15 protein-coding genes and 1 pseudogene are annotated in these 15,681 nt (G+C 73.3%); 5 read left to right on the top strand and 11 right to left on the bottom strand.

Annotated features, from left to right (window positions below; translation table 11 throughout):
* Positions 1-4 precede the first annotated feature (4 nt).
* On the top strand, positions 5-907 hold the full coding sequence (locus tag ACNTMW_RS02565; protein ID WP_426631666.1) for a DMT family transporter: 903 nt from the start codon (positions 5-7) through the stop codon (positions 905-907).
* Positions 908-941: 34 nt separating this feature from the next.
* Here ACNTMW_RS02565 and hpnC read toward each other — a convergent pair whose 3' ends face one another.
* Together hpnC and ACNTMW_RS02555 are read right to left on the bottom strand one after the other, a co-directional pair.
* Positions 942-1,811 carry a squalene synthase HpnC gene (gene hpnC, locus ACNTMW_RS02560; protein WP_426631665.1) on the bottom strand — a complete coding sequence of 290 codons (870 nt, stop codon included), beginning with the start codon at positions 1,809-1,811 and terminating at the stop codon, positions 942-944.
* Between the two features lie 23 nt (positions 1,812-1,834).
* Positions 1,835-2,239, bottom strand: coding sequence for a phage holin family protein (locus ACNTMW_RS02555; protein WP_426631664.1), 405 nt, complete (start codon positions 2,237-2,239; stop codon positions 1,835-1,837).
* A gap of 268 nt (positions 2,240-2,507) precedes the next feature.
* On the opposite strand from ACNTMW_RS02555, the gene ACNTMW_RS02550 reads away from it, so the two are divergent.
* Positions 2,508-3,467, top strand: coding sequence for a TIGR03557 family F420-dependent LLM class oxidoreductase (locus ACNTMW_RS02550; RefSeq protein ID WP_426631663.1), 960 nt, complete (start codon positions 2,508-2,510; stop codon positions 3,465-3,467).
* Between the two features lie 137 nt (positions 3,468-3,604).
* Here ACNTMW_RS02550 and ACNTMW_RS02545 read toward each other — a convergent pair whose 3' ends face one another.
* The 6 genes and pseudogenes from ACNTMW_RS02545 to ACNTMW_RS02520 all read right to left on the bottom strand — a co-directional run.
* Entirely contained in the window at positions 3,605-4,510 is a 906-nt protein-coding gene (locus ACNTMW_RS02545; RefSeq protein WP_426631662.1) for a manganese catalase family protein, read from the bottom strand.
* A gap of 90 nt (positions 4,511-4,600) precedes the next feature.
* Positions 4,601-5,872 carry an Nramp family divalent metal transporter gene (locus ACNTMW_RS02540; RefSeq protein ID WP_426631661.1) on the bottom strand — a complete coding sequence of 424 codons (1,272 nt, stop codon included), beginning with the start codon at positions 5,870-5,872 and terminating at the stop codon, positions 4,601-4,603.
* Positions 5,873-6,067: 195 nt separating this feature from the next.
* A complete protein-coding gene (locus tag ACNTMW_RS02535; protein ID WP_426631660.1) occupies positions 6,068-7,039 on the bottom strand; it encodes an anti-sigma factor RsbA family regulatory protein in 972 nt (323 codons plus the stop codon).
* Positions 7,036-7,860, bottom strand: a complete 825-nt coding sequence (locus ACNTMW_RS02530) for an MEDS domain-containing protein (RefSeq protein WP_426631659.1) — start codon at positions 7,858-7,860, stop codon at positions 7,036-7,038. The genes ACNTMW_RS02535 and ACNTMW_RS02530 overlap by 4 nt, the downstream gene beginning before the upstream one ends.
* 112 nt (positions 7,861-7,972) lie before the next feature.
* Complete coding sequence (locus tag ACNTMW_RS02525; RefSeq protein WP_426631658.1) at positions 7,973-8,848, bottom strand: universal stress protein; 876 nt, start codon at positions 8,846-8,848, stop codon at positions 7,973-7,975.
* 200 nt (positions 8,849-9,048) lie between these two features.
* Positions 9,049-9,222: pseudogene (locus ACNTMW_RS02520) on the bottom strand (DUF1330 domain-containing protein); the annotation flags it as partial.
* A gap of 205 nt (positions 9,223-9,427) precedes the next feature.
* Between ACNTMW_RS02520 and ACNTMW_RS02515 the strand changes: the two are divergent.
* Positions 9,428-9,964, top strand: a complete 537-nt coding sequence (locus ACNTMW_RS02515) for a carbohydrate-binding protein (protein WP_426631657.1) — start codon at positions 9,428-9,430, stop codon at positions 9,962-9,964.
* Between the two features lie 21 nt (positions 9,965-9,985).
* Here the strand turns inward: ACNTMW_RS02515 and ACNTMW_RS02510 are convergent, their stop codons facing one another.
* Entirely contained in the window at positions 9,986-10,537 is a 552-nt protein-coding gene (locus ACNTMW_RS02510; protein ID WP_426631656.1) for a hypothetical protein, read from the bottom strand.
* A gap of 352 nt (positions 10,538-10,889) precedes the next feature.
* Positions 10,890-11,729: an alpha/beta fold hydrolase gene (locus ACNTMW_RS02505; RefSeq protein ID WP_426631655.1), complete on the bottom strand. Its 840-nt coding sequence runs from the start codon at positions 11,727-11,729 to the stop codon at positions 10,890-10,892.
* A gap of 138 nt (positions 11,730-11,867) precedes the next feature.
* Here ACNTMW_RS02505 and ACNTMW_RS02500 point away from each other — a divergent pair, with 138 nt between their 5' ends.
* Positions 11,868-12,989: an amidohydrolase family protein gene (locus tag ACNTMW_RS02500; protein WP_426631654.1), complete on the top strand. Its 1,122-nt coding sequence runs from the start codon at positions 11,868-11,870 to the stop codon at positions 12,987-12,989.
* A 24-nt stretch (positions 12,990-13,013) separates the two neighbouring features.
* Here ACNTMW_RS02500 and ACNTMW_RS02495 read toward each other — a convergent pair whose 3' ends face one another.
* A complete protein-coding gene (locus tag ACNTMW_RS02495) occupies positions 13,014-14,465 on the bottom strand; it encodes an aldehyde dehydrogenase family protein (protein WP_426631653.1) in 1,452 nt (483 codons plus the stop codon).
* A gap of 193 nt (positions 14,466-14,658) precedes the next feature.
* On the opposite strand from ACNTMW_RS02495, the gene ACNTMW_RS02490 reads away from it, so the two are divergent.
* Positions 14,659-15,639, top strand: a complete 981-nt coding sequence (locus ACNTMW_RS02490; protein ID WP_426631652.1) for a Gfo/Idh/MocA family protein — start codon at positions 14,659-14,661, stop codon at positions 15,637-15,639.
* The last annotated feature ends 42 nt before the right edge of the window (positions 15,640-15,681 follow it).

The raw sequence follows: 15,681 nt of genomic DNA, 5'->3' as shown, positions 1-15,681 counted from the left end.
CGGCATGGTGTACGCCATGGCGGTCTGCGCCGCAGCGTTGATCGGGATCGGCACCGCGATCCAGCAGCGCGCGGCGGCTCGCGCCCCGTCCGGTGCGGTCCTGCACTGGCGGCTGCTGGGGTACCTGGTGCACCAGCGGTTGTGGCTGGGCGGCATCGCCGTCGCGGTGACCGGGAACATCCTCGCCGGTATCGCCCTCGGCCTCGGCAGCGTCGCCCTGGTGGAGCCGCTGACCGTCACGGGGCTGCTGTTCGCGCTGCCGGTCGCGGCCGTGTGGAGCCGCTACCGGGTCGGCCGACGGGAATGGTCGGGCGCGCTGGCCGTGGTCGTCGGCGTGGCCACGTTCCTGCTCGCCGGGGAGCCGAGCCCGGGCCGCCGGGCGGACGCCCCGGCGTGGACGTGGGCGCTCGCCGCGGCGGCGATCGGCATCATCACCGGCGGGCTGGTGGCGCTCGCCCGGCGACTGCGACCGCAGCACGAGGCGGCGGTGCTCGGGCTCGGCGCCGGCATGCTCTTCGGCCTACAGGCAGCCCTGACCAGCACCGCCATGCGCCGGCTGTTCCACCACGGGCCGCTGGCGCTGCTGCTGTCGTGGACCCCGTACGCGGTCGTCGCGGTCGCCGTGGTCGGGATACTGCTCGCACAGAGCGCGTACAAGCTCGCGCCGCTGCCGGTGTCCTACCCGCCGGTGGCGGCGGCCGAGCCCATCGCCGGCGTCGCCATCGGGATCGGGGTGCTCGAGGGCTCCCTGCGGATCGCGCCGCTGGCGCTCGCCGTCGAGATCGTGGCGCTGGCGGTGATGACCGTCGGCGTGTACACCCTCGCCGCCACACACCTGGTCGAGGCGCATCACCGTCCCCACCATCTCCCACACCCGCACCTGCACCGACCGTCGGCGCAGCGGTAGCGGGTGATCCGCCCGGCGGGTCGGCGGGGACGGGTCACCCCGGTCCGCGCACCGTGGCGGCGAGCAGTTGGACGAGGACGTCGCGCCGGCCGGCCTTCGGCGGCCCGGGCAGCGGGTCGTACCCGGCGCGGTCGAGCGCCCGCAGCGCGGCCCGGCCACCGGCGACGTAGCCGCTGACCGCCAAGCGCGCGAAGCCGCGCAGGGTCGACACCAGGGGCGCGCCCGCGTCCAGCCACGCCCGGGCCCGTTGGCTCTCGAACGCCAGCAGTTCGCGCAGCCGGGGACTTGCCGTGGCGCCGCCGAGATCGCTCTCCGGCACGCCGAACCGGTCCAGATCCTCCTTGGGCAGGTAGATCCGGCCACGGTGTAAGTCCTCAGCGACGTCCTGGAGGTGCTCGACGACCTGCAGCGCGGTGCAGATCCGGTCGGACAGCTCCAGCCGCTCGGGCGTTGCGCAGCCGAACACGTGCAACACCAGTTCCCCGACCGGGTTGGCTGACAACCGGCAGTAGGCCACGAGCTGGTCGAAGGTCGGGTACCGGGAGACGATCTGGTCGACCCGGTTCGCCTCGACCAGGCGGACCAGTGGGTCGACGGGTAGCCGGCAGGCCGCGATGGTGGGCGCCAGCGCCGCGATGACCGGGTGCCGGGCGGGAGCCCCGGCGTACACCGCCCACAACTCGTGTTCGAACCGGTCGAGCGCAGCGATGACGTCCGTGCCACTCGCCGACGGCGGTGGCTCGTCACCGAGGTCGTCGACGTGGCGGGCGTACCCGTACAGGGCGAGCAGGTGCCGGCGGGTGGCCGCCGGGAGTACCCGCAGCGCGACCGGGAAGTTCTCGTCCGCGCGCGGCGGTACGGGCGGACGGGCGGGGACCGGACCGTCGGCGGGGCCGTGGCTCATGCCGTCCCCGCCGGCCGACGGGCTCACCACCGGTACAGCCGGGCCGGCATGACCCGGCGGACCTCGCGGGACACCTCCTCGGAGTGGCCTCCGGCCATCCGGAGCCGGGCGATGCCGAAGACCGCGAGCGTGGCCGCGGCCGCGAGGTAGGCGACGGTCAGGGTCGCCGCGGCGCGCCCGGGCCGCATGTTCGCCTCCAGCGCGCGCAGGAGCGCGATGGAGGCCGACTGGACCGCCAACGCCCCGCACGCCCCGGCGGCGAGCAGCAGGCCGACGCCGGTCCCGGCGCCCCGGGCCGTCTCGACCACCTCGTCGCGGATCTTCACCAGTTCGGTGCGGGCCACGTCGGCCATGTCCTGGGACAGCCGGTCGACGGGCCGCTCGGGGGTGCGACGCGGTTCGGTGCGACCCGCTTCCGGTTCGGTCACCGGTGATCACCTTCTCTGCGTGCCGTATCCGTTCCGCCGCGAGGCGGCCCGGCGACCCCCGCCGGGTCCACGACGCGTGCTTCCCGGCCGCACCCCGGTCAAACGGTGCCGGCGCGGTACGTGATGCGCGGTGGCCCGCCGCGCCGCCGCGCCGCCGCGCCGCCGCGCCGCCGCGCGTCGCCGGGATCGACGCACGCCAGCGTGGTGGGTGTACCGGCCACCGTGCCGGGCAGACGGGTAGGCAGCGACCGGACACGAGGGGGCAGCCATGCAGTTCGGGTACAAACTCGCCGCCGAGGCATTCGGGCCGAAGGAGCTCATCCGCCAGGCGGTACGCGCCGAGCAGGTCGGGTTCGACTTCGTGGAGATCAGCGACCATTTCCATCCCTGGCTGGACGTGCAGGGCCACTCGCCGTTCGCGTGGACGGTGCTGGGCATGATCGCCGCGCGTACCGAGCGGATCGGGCTCGCGACCGGGGTGACCTGCCCGACGGTGCGTTACCACCCGGCGATCATCGCCCAGGCGGCCGCGACGTTGGCGATCGTCTCCGAGAGCCGGTTCACCCTCGGCATCGGCGCCGGCGAGCGGCTCAACGAGCACATCGTGGGGGAGGGCTTTCCCAACGTACGGGGCAGGCACGAGCGGCTGCAGGAGGCACTGGAGATCATCAGGCGGCTGTGGTCCGGCGGGTACCACTCCTACGAGGGCGACCACCTGCGGCTCGAGGACGCCCGGGTCTTCGACCTGCCCGACACCCTGCCGCTGATCGTGGTGGCGGCCAGTGGACCGGTGTCGGCCACGCTCGCCGCCGAGCTGGGTGACGGGCTGTTCGCCACCGAGCCGAAGGCCGAGATCGTCGAGACGTACCGGAGCGCGGGCGGGTCCGGCCCCCGGTACGCCGAGGTACCGGTGGCCTGGGCCCGCGACGAGGAGCAGGCGGTACGCGCGGCGCTGGAGACCAACCGGTGGGCGGTCACCGGCTGGAAGGTGATGAGCGAGCTGCCCAACCCGGTCAACTTCGCGGCGGCCTCGGCGACCGTCACCGAACAGGACATTCGCGCGCAGTTCGCCGTCGGTCCCGACGTGGATGCGTACGAGCGCGCGGTGCACAGGTACGTCGACGCCGGCTTCGACCGGCTGGTGCTGCAGAACGCGGGCCCCGACCCGGACGGGTTCCTCGACTTCTACGAGACCCGGCTGTCCGAACGCCTGCGCGTACCGGCCTAGTGACCGGCCGGGTCCGGTCGACCGGGTCCTCGCGGTGCTGTGGTACCCGGTCGGGTTCGTGCTCCGCCGCCGCGGCCACCGGACCGGCGACGGCCGGCGTCGCTGACCGGTGGCCGCGCCGAACGTGTGCCGCGGCCTCACCTGCGGGTGCCGCCACCGGCGGGAACGTGATCCTGGTGTACGAACGGCTTGGTGCCCTGGACGGCGGGCCGTCCGCCGGGTGCCGTCTCCTGACCCCGGTTGGTGTGTTCGGGCGACGACAGCCACTGCTCGACGGGCCGCTCGACGTAGCGCCACTCCACCCCCTGCGGCCAGGGGCCCTGCCCCTGGTTCCAGGGCCCCCGCGCGGACTGGCCGTCGGACATGTTGAACGCCACGTTCTGGAACCGGTCGTCGCCGGGGAGCCGGCCCGGCGGGAAGTTCTCGGGCAGCTCGTTGAGCGCCGCCGTGAATTGCTGGAAGTGCGCGACCTCGCGGGTCATCAGGAAGGTGAGGGTGTCCTGGATGCCGGGGTCGTCGGTGAACTGCTTGAGGTACTCGTAGACGATCTTGGCGCGGGACTCGGCCGCGAGGTTGCTGCGCAGGTCGACCGTCGGGTCGCCGTTGGCGTTGACGTAGGTGCCCATCCACGGCGTGCCGGCCGAGTTGACCACGTCCACGCAGCCGCCGGTCTGGGTCAGGAACAGCGGGTTCACGGCGACCTGGTGGATCACCTGCTCACGACCGTCGCGGGTGGCCATCAGCGGCATCCAATCGCACCGCTCGTTGGCCTGCTTCAGGTCGTCGTTCAACCCGTCGAGCAACATTGTGATCATCGTGCCGACGATCTCGAGGTGGGTGAACTCCTCGGTGGCGATGTCCATGAACAGGTCGTACATCCGGGGATTCTTCTGGCGCAGGACGAACGCCTGGGTGAAGTACTGCATCGCCGCCTTGAGCTCGCCGTTGGCGCCGCCGAACTGTTCCTGGAGCAGGGTGGCGAAGCGTGGATCCGGTTTCTCGACACGAACCTCGAACTGGAGGTCCTTGACATGGGTGAACAACTGGCCTCCTCACGGTCGGTCTGCCGCGCCGCGTGACGGTCGCGGACCGGCGCTACCCCGGGCGCCCACCCCGAAACGAGCGGTCCGCCGTCAGGCGACCAGCGCGACCAGCAGGTAGCCGTTGAGCGCGGTGACCAGGATGGCGGCGGCCCCGGCAAAGAGCACCGTGCACCGGCGGTTGGCCAGCGGGCCCATCACGTCCCGGCGGGAGGTGAGCAGGATCAGCGGTACGAGGGCGAACGGGATGCCGAACGACAGCACCACCTGTGACACCACCAGAGCGGCGGTCGGCTCCACCCCGAGCGCGATGACGGCCAGCGCCGGGGCGAGGGTCGCGGCGCGGCGCACCACGAGCGGTACCCTCCGGCGCAGGAAACCGTCCATGATGACCTGCCCGGCGTAGGTGCCCACCCCGGACGAGGCGAACCCGGAAGCGAGCAGTGCCAGCGCGAAGGCCGTCGCGGCGCCCGTACCGGCCGCGGCGGACAGTCCATCGTGTACTCCGACCAGCGACCCGGCGGCGGGGTCGCCGCCGGTGAACACGGCCGCGCCGAGGGCGAGCATGGCGACGTTGAGCACGCCGGTCACCCCCATCGCGACGGCGATGTCGATCCGCTGCCACCGCAGCAGCAGCCGCCGGCGGTGGGTCGCGTCGCCGGCGGGCGCGTCGGCCGCGCCCGGATGCCGACCACCACTGGTCAAGGCCGAGTGGGCGTAGATGGCGTGCGGCATGACGGTCGCCCCGAGGATGCCGACGGCGAACACGAGCGACCGGGTGTCGGCGAAGCTCGGGGCCAGGCCGCGGGCGAGGCCGCCCGGATCGGGCGGAGCCGCCACGAGCTGGTACGCGAAGCCGACCAGCACGACCGCCAGCAGCCCCGCGACGAGGAGTTCGAAGCGGCGGGCCCGCCGGGCGTGAACCATCGTGAGCCCGACCGCGACGACCGCGGTGACTCCCGCTCCGGCCGGCAACGGCAGGCCGAGCAGCAGGTGCAGGGCGATCGCGCCACCGAGGACCTCGGCCAGGTCGGTGGCCATCGCGACCGCCTCGGCCTGCAGCCACAGCCCGAGCGTGACCGGGCGGGGAAACCGGTCCCGGCACAGCTGCGGCAGGCTGCGCCCGGTGGCGAGCCCGAGCTTGGCCGACAGCGACTGGACCAGGACGCCGATGAGGCTGGCCGCCACGACGACCCACACCAGCCGGTACCCGTAGGCACCGCCACCGGCGAAGTTGGTGGCGAAGTTGCCCGGGTCGACGTAGGCGACGGCCGCGACGAAGGCCGGACCGACAGCGGCCAGACCGGTGCGGTACGAGGCGCGGCGGGACGGTCCGGCGATGGTGGTCAACTCTGCGGCGGTCACGTGGGCTCCCTTCCTGCGACGGCGGTCGCCGCCGTGGCGGCGGCATCCGACGCCGGGCCGCCACGGCGGGCGCGCAGCGGCTACCCACGTGACGGCCGACGAAGGTCCCCCGGAACGGGCGATTGTCGCCGGGAGCGCGCCGCGGACCGGTCGCGGGAGTTGCGGTCGCCCGGGCACGGACCGCAGGCCGTGCAGTCAGCGCGCGTCGACGGAGAGCCGGGTCGAGGTGATCAGCCGCACGGTGAAGCCGGAGGGGGTCCGCGCCGTCTCGATCCGGTCGCACAGCTGCCGGACCAGCCACAGCCCGGCGCCGAGGCCGAAGGTATCGTCGCGGTCGGGCCGTACGTATCCGGCGAGCGGGTCGTCGAAGCCCTTGCCGGCGTCGGTGACCGTGCACACCAGTCGCCCGGGCGGGGTCCAGAGCCGTACCCGTACCGGTGGCCTCCCGTGGACGAGAGCGTTGACGACCACCTCGTGGACCGCGGCCACGAGGTCCGCCGTGACCGACGGGTCCACGGCGTACGCGTGGAGCGCGCTGCGTAGCCAGCGGCGCAGGGCGGCTACCTGCTGGAGATCTATCAGCGCGGCGAACTCCACCGCCGGGTTGGTCTGCTCCGCCGGGTCCGGCCCGGCTGTGGACCGGCGCAGGAACGTGGCGGGATCGACGTACCGTTCGTTGCGGATGCGGCTGGTCGGGGTGAGCACGAACGGATGGGCGTCGGCCAGGTCCCCGATCACCGGTTCGGGTACCGCCCCGACGTCATAGGCGCAGGCGCTCGTCAACGGAGACGTGGCCAGCGCGGCGTTGCAGATCGCCTCGAACCGGCTGCACTCTGCCCAGTCGGGGTCGGCGCCGAAGCGCGGCTCGCCCACCACGCGGGTCCGCCGGGCGCCGCCCGCGGCCCGCTGCGCGACCATCCGGTGGTAGGCGTCGGCGGCCACGGCCGGCCGGGTGTAGATGCCGCCCGGCTGGACGCAGGCAATGCGCGGGTCCGGGCCGAGCGCGCCGACGAGCAGCGCGTTGTACTCGTCGCGGCAGGTCAGGATCACCATGTCACCGGCGGTCAGCCCGTCGCGCAGGAACGGCACCGCCGTGGCGAGCAGCTCATCCGGGGATGTGAAGAACAGCACCTGGTGGACGTAGCCGGTTGCGGTCGGAGCGCTCACTGCTCACCGCCGAGCAGATCGATGCCGGCGAACTGGTCGATGCCCAGGAGCCGCAACGTCCAGGACACCATCCATCGGGGCGCTTCCAGGATCACGTGCCCGCCAGCCTGCCGGAAGCCGTGGCTGGCGTGTAGCAGCTGCCGGCAGGCGGTCACGTCCATGAACTCCAGCGCGGTGAGGTCCAGCCGCAACATCCGTTCGCCGCAGGCGCTCGCGATGGCGAGGGCGGCGGCGAACGCGTCGGCGTTTCCGCAGTCGATCTCCCCGCTGAGAACCAGGCCCCGGGGGTCGGAGGCCATGTTCAGAGCGGAGTGCCGCAACCGGGCCCGGTGCACCGCGACAAGCTCGCGCAGCGTCGCTGGCGCGGTAGCCGCATGCGCGTACTGGCACAGCGCCGACACCGGTCGGGTCCGGCACAGCCGGTCGATCGTCCGCTCGATGTCGAGGTAGGCCGACCACGACTCGGTGCCGAACGTGGCGCTGGCCTCGGTGGCCATCCGTACCGACCGGAACCCCTCGGCCAGGGCCTGGTCGACGACCGATTCCTGGTCGCCCCGTGAGTAGAACCGCTCCAACGGCAGCGCCACCAGGCGGCCGTCGGCGACCGCCGCAGCGAACTCGACTCCGCACCCGTCCGGGCTGTCGAGTACCGATTCTCCCGCCGTTCGGGGCACCTCGGCGTAGACGACCTTGTCGCCGTGGTCGAGTCCACGGCATATCCACGCCGCCAGGCTCGACAGCCGCTCGGCCTCCGAGCCGTGCAGCAGCAACAGATGCCCGTCCCACTCCGGACCGGGGGGTCGGGGGAGCGAGTACTTCACGAGCCTGACGTTACTCACCGTTACTCAGCTGACAACACGGTGTCCCCGCCCGGTGCGGTGATCCCCTCCGGGCTCACCATGGCGATCGACGGCTGACCGGTGCTCATCGCTGTCAGCCTCCGGTCCGCGCGCGGGCGATCAGGACCGGGCAGTCGGCGTGGTGGACGAGTTGCAGTCCGACCGAGCCGAGCAGCAGGCCCCTGGCCGCGCCGTGACCACGGGTGCCGACGACCACGAGCGCGGCCCGCAGTGACTGGTTCACCAGTGCGGCCGCGGCGCTGCTGTGGCTGACGGCGTACTCGACCGGGACGTCGGGGTACTTGTCGCGCCACGAGGCGAGTTGCCCGACCAGGACGGCGCGCAGGTCGGCGGCGATCTGGGCCGGGTCGCACACGATCGGAGGCGGCCCCATGGTCCAGGGCGGCAGCGGCACGGTGAATGCCTGCACCGCCACGAGGGCGCTGCCGCGTCGGGCGGCCTCTTCGAACGCGGTAGCCAGGGCCACGTCGGCCGCGGTGGAGCCGTCCACGCCGACGACCACGGGGCCGGTGTCGTCATCGGTGCGCCCCCGGACGACCACGACCGGGCAGGGCGCCTGGGTGGCGACCCGGATGCCGACCGAACCGGCGAGCAGGCCGGCGAAGCCGCCCGCGCCGCGGCTACCCACGACCAGCATGCCGGCGTCGTCGGCCGCGTCGAGCAGGACCGGGTTCGGCTCGCCCGCGACCACCCGGCCGTGGACGTGCGCGCGCGGCGCGATGGTACGCGCCTCCGCGACCGCCGCGTCGACGACGGCCGCGGCGACATCCTTTACCTGATCGGCGAGTTCGGGGCTGGCCGCCAGCCGCGCTCCCGGCACCCGCCAGTGGTAGGCGAGCACCACCTCGAGTGCGACGTGGTGGCGCTGTGCCTGCCGCGCGGCCCAGTGCAGGGCCTCCAGGCTGCACGCGGAACCGTCGACGCCAACCACGATCTTCGCGCGGTCCATGATGTGCCTCCTGTCAGGGTGCTGGTCGGCCGGCCGGTTCGCACTTCCAGCGTCCAGGTGCGGACGACGGAGCGCCGCCGCCGTTCGGCCCGCACGAGCCGGACTTTGGTCCCGGACGCCGGGTGGTCCCCGGGGCGTAGGGCGGCCCGTACCGGCCCACGGTCCCGACCGGCCGGGCCGCTCGGGATGCCGTTGACCACCAGCACGACGCCGTCCGTCGAGGCCACCCGGTCCTTCGATATCTGCTGGTATTCGGGGGAGCCGGCCCATCGTCGGTAGCTCTCGTGGTCGTCGAAGGCCATCAGGATGACCTTGTCGTAGGGCCACGAGTCCTGGGCCACCCGCGTGGACTCGTCGGCGGCCAGGAGCCGTCCGCGGTACTTGACGGTCGCATGTTACTGCCGGGTAGTGCTGTCGGGGGGCGGGCGAGCCGCGGCGGCGGGGCGCCCGCGTCGGTGGGCGTGTGGTGGTCTCCGTCGGGTGTTGTTTCCTTTCGTCGGGGCAGCCACCAGCACCATAACTTCGATACTCTTCAATGAGTGAATCCGTCCGGTCCGCACATTGGCAGGGGAGAGACGCATGTCGGACTACAGGGTGTGGCGGCTGCTCGCGGCCGCCGCCATGATGACGGCCGGCGCCGTGGTCACCGCGGCGGTCCCGGCGGCCGCCGCGACGGTACGCCCGGTCGACACGGTCATCGAGGCCGAGAGTTACGACGCCCAACGGGGTACGCGGGTCATCGTGGACCCGACCGCGTCGGGTGGCCGAGCGGTCACCCGCATCGGCAACGGCGACTGGCTGCGCTACGACGGGGTCGACTTCGGCGCCAGCCCCGCCACCGCCAGCGGCTTCGCCCGTTGGCGGTGGGGTCAGTACGGCCCGGGCACGATCGAGCTTCGCCTCGACCGCCCGGACAGCACGCCGCTGGTGAGCGTCACCCTCGCCTCCTCGCAGGGCCGGTGCTGCACCTGGGAGTGGTCGTCCGTCCGGCACGGCAGCTCGGAGATCTACGGGGTGCACACCGTGTACCTGACCTTCCGGTCGGACTCGCCGCGGTCGTACTTTGCCCTCGACGCGTTCCAGGTCCTCAAGCAGACCTGGCCGCCGATTCCCTGACCGCTGGTCGCGGGGCACCGGTCACCGGGGCCGGTGGCCGATCCGGCCCCACGGTTTGAGCACCGAGATGGCGACGATCGCCGTGTAGGTGGCGACCGCGACGGCGGGTGCGATGACGAGGCCGTTGGCTGTCCGGGTGTCGACTCCGGACGGGCCGGTGGACAGGTGTGCCACCGCCCCGCCGATCAGGGCGGGCAACGCGATGTTCGAGGCGATGGCGGCGGCGACGGTGAGGATGAGCTTGGCGAGGATCCAGTAGTGCCGGGTCAGCCCCCAGGGCCGGCCGATCGAGAGCAGGAGCCCGGTGAGTAGCGAGGCGACGCTCACCGGGAGGACGAGGGTGTGGGCAAGGATGGCCATCGCCCGGTAGCCGGCCTGGATCGTTGCCGGTTGGTCGGACAGCCGGGCGGTGGTAGCCAGCGCGAGTAGGCACAGCGACAGCCCCCACCAGCCGACCGACACGGCGATGTGTGCGATGACCATGAGGCGCCGCACGCGGCGGGGTAGGGCGAAGACGCGCCGGCCGGTGGGGCGCGTGCCGCCCGGAGCGGGAGTACGCACCGCCCGGCTCATGCCGCGACCCCGCTACCGACGAACGCGAGCACGAACAGCAGGCCCCACCAGCCCCCTCGACCCGTCACCCGAGCTGTCACGGTGATCCTTCCTTTCCGTCGTGCCGGCCGTCGGTCACGCCGCGGCGGAACAGTTGACGTCTCCGCCAAAGCCTTCCGAATCGGCGGTCGCCGTCCATCCCGTCCAGGGCGGCAGTTGGCCTACGCCGTGCCGCGTACATTCGGCGTCGTCCCTACGCCGCGCTGAGTACGTGCGGCGTAGGGCCTACGCAGCCGGTGGTACCTGCCACGGTGGCGCGGGTTGCGCCGACGCCGGGTACGCGGTCGCCACGCATCTCGGCGTCGACGAGGCGTCAGCGCAGGAAGCCCGCCAGGGTCTGCGCGAACCACTCCGGGTCGTCGCGCCAGGGGAAGTGTCCGCCGCGCGGCTGCACCGCCACCTGACCCTGCGGGAACAGGCCGGCGTACTCGGTGGCGGCCTTCGGGGGGAGCGCGACGTCGTACTCGCCCGCGAGGAGCAGGACCGGCGCCCGCAGGTGGGTGAGGGCGGACCTGGTGGCCTGCGGGTCGAGGGCGCCGGCCGAGTAGTACGCGGCGGCCGCGTCGGTGTTCTTCTGGCTCGCCTCCCGGGCGCTCTGCGCCTGGCTGGCGGCGTCCCAGCGGCCGTGGGTGAACGGCGTGATCGCGTCCCAGTCGGCGTCGGCGGCGTCGCCCGCCCAGATCCGCTCGAACGCGGCGAAGGCCTCCGGGAACCAGGCCTCCCCTCGGCGCAGCTCGGCGACCTGTCGGCGATCCGCGTCGGTGATCTCCAGCCCCACCACGAGCGGGCTGGGGGTGACCAGCGCGAGGCGGCCGATGCGGTCCGGGTACCGGGCGGCGTAGCGCACCGCGACAGCGGCACCCGCACTGTGTGCCAGCAGGTCGAACCGGTCCGGTCCGAGATGGACGCGCAGCGCCTCGACGTCGTCGACCAGCCGGTCACACCGGTAGCTGCCCGGGTCCGCCGGTACCGCCGAGTCTCCGGTGCCGCGCAGGTCGAGCAGCACCAGCGAGCGGTGTGCGGACAGCCCGCCCAGGTCGCCGAGGTAGGCCGAGGGCAGCATGGGGCCGCCGGGAAGGCAGATCAGCGGGTCACCCTCGCCGGTCGGGTGGTAGGTGAGGTGGGTGCCGTCGGCACCGGGGAAGGTCGCCATCCGGGGATCATATGTACGAAGGTCCATTCCCGGTGGGCCGTCGACGGCTGAGCGGGACGTCCGCGGCGTCGGCGGCCACCGGCGGAGCCGAACCGCTCGGGATCCACAGGTGCCCCGTCTCCTGGAAAGATGGCACTCATGTCGACTCCGTCGGTGTCGCGGTTCCTGGCGGACCTGCCGCTGGTCGACGCGCACTGCCACGGAGTGACCACCGGGCCGGTCGACCCCGACGACTTCGCGCTGTGGTGCACCGAGGCATCGGTGCCGTCACCCCCCGGCGTGTCCTACCTGGACGGTCAGCTCGGCTTCGCGCTGCGGCGCTGGTGCGCGCCGGCCATCGGCGCGCCCTCGGGTGCGCCGGTCGAGGTGTACCTGGAGCATCGCGCCGCGATCGGCGCGCCCGCGGCCGCCCGGCGGCTGCTGGCCGCCTGCGGCCTGAGCGCGCTGCTCGTCGACACGGGCCTACCGGACGGGGTCGACCTGGACGACCTGGGTGCGGTCGCGGGCGCCCCGGCCCGGGAGGTGGTGCGGCTGGAGCGCGTCGCGGAGCGGGTGGCGGCCAGCGGCGTGCCGGCCGCCGGATTCGCCGACGCGTATGCCGAGGCGCTGGTCGCGGCCGCCACCCGGGCCGTCGCGGTCAAGTCGATCCTGGCCTACCGGCACGGGCTCGACGTCGACCCGGCCCGGCCTACCACGGCCGAGGTGACGGCCGCGGCAGGGCGGTGGCTGCGGACACCCGGCGCCCGGCTCACCGATCCGGTGCTGCTGCGGCACGTGCTGTGGTGCGGCGTCGACACCGGGCTGCCGGTACAGCTGCACACCGGGTTCGGCGACCGGGACCTCGTGCTGGCCCGGTCCGACCCGGCGCTGCTGCAACCGTTCTGTGCGGCGGTCGAGCCGACGGGTACCCCGCTGGTGCTGCTGCACTGCTACCCGTACCACCGACAGGCCGGCTGGCTCGCCCAGGTTTACCCGCACGTGTACCTCGACGTCGGGCTCACCGTCAGCCACCTCGGCACCCGGGCCGACCCGGTGCTCGCCGAGTTCTGCGAGCTGGCGCCGCTGGGCAAGGTGCTGTACTCGTCGGACGCCTACCGGCTGCCGGAGCTGTACCTGGTCGGGGCCGCGCAGTTCCGGCACTCGTTCGCGCATCTGCTGGCCGGGTGGGTCGACGACGGAGCCCTCACCCGTACGGATGCCGTTCGGGTGGCGTCGATGGTCGGCGCCGGCAACGCAGGGCGCCTGTACCGGCTGGACTGATCCGCCGGCGGCGCCGCGGTGGCGTCACGCGCCGTCGGCGGGCTGCCGCAGCCGGAGCACGACCGTACGGGAGTCGGTCATGTCCTGGACGGTGTAGCGGGGCCCCTCGACGCCCTGCCCGCTCTCCTTCACGCCCCCGTACGGCATGGGGTCGGGGTGGTAGCTGGACGTGTCATTGATGATCACTCCGCCCATCTCCAGGTCACGGGCGAACGCGAAGGCGACGTCGAGGTCCTGGCAGAAGACACCGGCCTGCAGGCCGAACCTGGTGGCGTTGGCGCGCTGGACCGCGTCGGCCAGGGAGTGCACGGTGGACACGGCCATGACCGGCGCGAAGGCCTCGTCCTGTGACAGGCGGGCGGTCTCGGGCAGGTCGGTGAGCAGGGTCGGCTCCACCATCGCACCGGAGCTGGCCCCGCCGACGCTGACCTGGGCGCCCCGCGCGACCGCGTCGTCGATGAGGCCCTGCGCGCGTTCGGCGCTCTCCGTGCTGATGACCGGGCCCACCGCCGTGCCGGTCGCGCGCGGGTCGCCGTGCGGCAGCGCCCGGACCATCTCGGCCAGCCGCTCGGTCACCGTGTCGGCGATGTCGCGGTGCACCAGGAGCCGCTGGACCGAGGTGCACACCTGCCCGGCCTTGCGGTAGCCGGCCCGGACGACCAGTGGCAGGGCGAGGTCGAGGTCCGCGTCCCGCCAGAGCAGGGTCGGGCTGTTGGAGCCCAGTTCCAGCTGGGTACGCGCCAGGCCGGACACCGCCCTGATGTGGCGCCCGACGGCGGTGGAGCCGGTGAAGCTGATGTACCTGACGGCCGGGTGCCGGACGATCTGGTCGCCGACGGTCTCGCCCGGGCCGCACAGGAGGTGGATCCGGCCCTCGGGGAGGCCGGCCTCCAGCAGGGCCTGGACCAGCGCGATCGAGCTGAGTGGGGTCAGCTCCGCCGGCTTGAGGACGACGGAGTTCCCGGCCGCGATCGCCGGGGCGATCTTGTGCGCGACCGTGCTCAGCGGCGCGTTGAACGGCGTGACCGCGGCGACCACGCCGACCGGTACCCGCTGGGTGAAGCACAGCGAGTTCTCGTGGCCGGGCACCGAGTGCACCGGCACGACCTCTCCGGTCAGCCGCTCGGCCTCCTGGGCCGACAGTTCGAAGATCTGCAGCGTCCGTCCGAACTCGACCTCACCGTCGGCCGGGGTGAACCCGGTCTCGGCGACGTACGTCGCGACGATCTCGCGCTGGCACGACGTCAGGTGCTGGATCGCGGCGCGCAGCACGGCGGCGCGGGCGGTGACCGGGAACGTCGACCGGGCGGCCGCCGCCGCCGTCGCCAGTGCCCGGTCGACCTGGTCGGCGTCCGGCACGTCCACCTCGGCGATGGTGTCGCCGGTGTACTTGTCGCACACGGCCAGGCGCTCGGCGCCGGACCGCCATCGTCCGTCGGTCAGTAGTCCGGTGGTGGCGGACAGGTCGAGCCTCATGAGTACTCCTGACTGCAGTCGACGTACTGGCCCGGACCTGCGCGTCCACTCTTGACCAGCCGTCGGGGATATTACATAGTTGGGCATTCATTGCGCAACGCGTTGCGTATAGCGCACCGACGGTGTGGCGTGAGGTGTCACCGCCGCGGCGCGGGGCGCGGTACCAACGCGGAGATCGGGAGATGGGGACACGGTGACGGAACGTCAGGTGGGATGGGCCTTCGTCGGGGCGAGCGGCTGGGTGGAGAGCCGGTTCGCGCCGAGCGTGCTGGCCGCGGGGCATCGCGTGGTGGGGGCCTTCGGGTCGTCCGCCGCCAGCTCCGCACGGTTCGCCGAGAAGTTCGGCGGTACGGCGTTCGGCAGCCTCGAGGAGATGCTCGCCGACGACGCGGTGGACGCCGTCTGGGTGGCGTCACCCACCGCGCAGCATCCCGCGCACGCCCTGGCAGCCGCCAACGCCGGGCACGCCGTCCTGGTGGAGAAGCCGCTGGCGCTGGACGTCGAGGCAGCCCGCGCGCTGGCCGCCGACCTGTCCGCCACCGGGGTGCTCGCGGGCGTGGGTTTCCAGCACCGGTTCAACCCCGCGGTGACGGCGATGGCCGAGGCGCTCGCCGACGGCCGGATCGGTACCCTGTCCTCGCTCGTCATCCACCACGGCGTGGCCGGACCGGCCCAGCCGACCGCGTGGCGCACGGACCCGGCCCAGAGCGGTGGGTGGAGCATCGCCGACCTCGGCACGCACCTGCTCGACGCGGCCCAGGCACTGCTCGGGCGGCTGGACTTCTGGGCCGCCCGGCTCTCCTCTCCCGGACGCTCCCTCGCCGTCGACGACCTGTCCTGTGTCATGCTGGCGAGCGGGGAGGCGACGGTCGTCGTGCGGGCCTCCACCGGTACCCCCGGCCCGGCCTCGTACCTGGAGGCCAGCGGTACGCAGGGCTGGGTCCGGGTGACCGACTTCTGGACCGGCGGCGGCCGGCTCACCGACTCCAGCGGCCGCGACGTCGAGATCCCGGCCGCCGACCCGTACGTCGCCCAGGTCCGCGCGTTCTCGGCCGCCGTGAACGGTGCGGCGTGGACCGGCGCCACGGTGGACGACGGCGTCGCCGTGGTGGAGTGGCACGCCGCGGCCAGGGAGTTCAGCGAGCGGCGTGCCGCCGCGGCGGTACCGGCGTAGGCGGGTGTCGCGACCCCGCCGCCGCCTGTCGGACCCGCCCGG

This window comes from Planosporangium spinosum, assembly GCF_049999945.1.
Taxonomy (GTDB): domain Bacteria; phylum Actinomycetota; class Actinomycetes; order Mycobacteriales; family Micromonosporaceae; genus Planosporangium; species Planosporangium spinosum.
This window is presented reverse-complemented; position numbering and strand designations above follow the sequence as displayed.

Coding starts and splice junctions, on each gene's coding strand:
- hpnC (WP_426631665.1), bottom strand. CDS start 1,811: ATGAGCCACGGCCCCGCCGACGGTCCGGTCCCCGCCCGTCCGCCCGTA.
- ACNTMW_RS02515 (WP_426631657.1), top strand. CDS start 9,428: ATGTCGGACTACAGGGTGTGGCGGCTGCTCGCGGCCGCCGCCATGATG.
- ACNTMW_RS02550 (WP_426631663.1), top strand. CDS start 2,508: ATGCAGTTCGGGTACAAACTCGCCGCCGAGGCATTCGGGCCGAAGGAG.
- ACNTMW_RS02510 (WP_426631656.1), bottom strand. CDS start 10,537: ATGAGCCGGGCGGTGCGTACTCCCGCTCCGGGCGGCACGCGCCCCACC.
- ACNTMW_RS02505 (WP_426631655.1), bottom strand. CDS start 11,729: ATGGCGACCTTCCCCGGTGCCGACGGCACCCACCTCACCTACCACCCG.
- ACNTMW_RS02565 (WP_426631666.1), top strand. CDS start 5: ATGGTGTACGCCATGGCGGTCTGCGCCGCAGCGTTGATCGGGATCGGC.
- ACNTMW_RS02495 (WP_426631653.1), bottom strand. CDS start 14,465: ATGAGGCTCGACCTGTCCGCCACCACCGGACTACTGACCGACGGACGA.
- ACNTMW_RS02500 (WP_426631654.1), top strand. CDS start 11,868: ATGTCGACTCCGTCGGTGTCGCGGTTCCTGGCGGACCTGCCGCTGGTC.
- ACNTMW_RS02525 (WP_426631658.1), bottom strand. CDS start 8,848: ATGGACCGCGCGAAGATCGTGGTTGGCGTCGACGGTTCCGCGTGCAGC.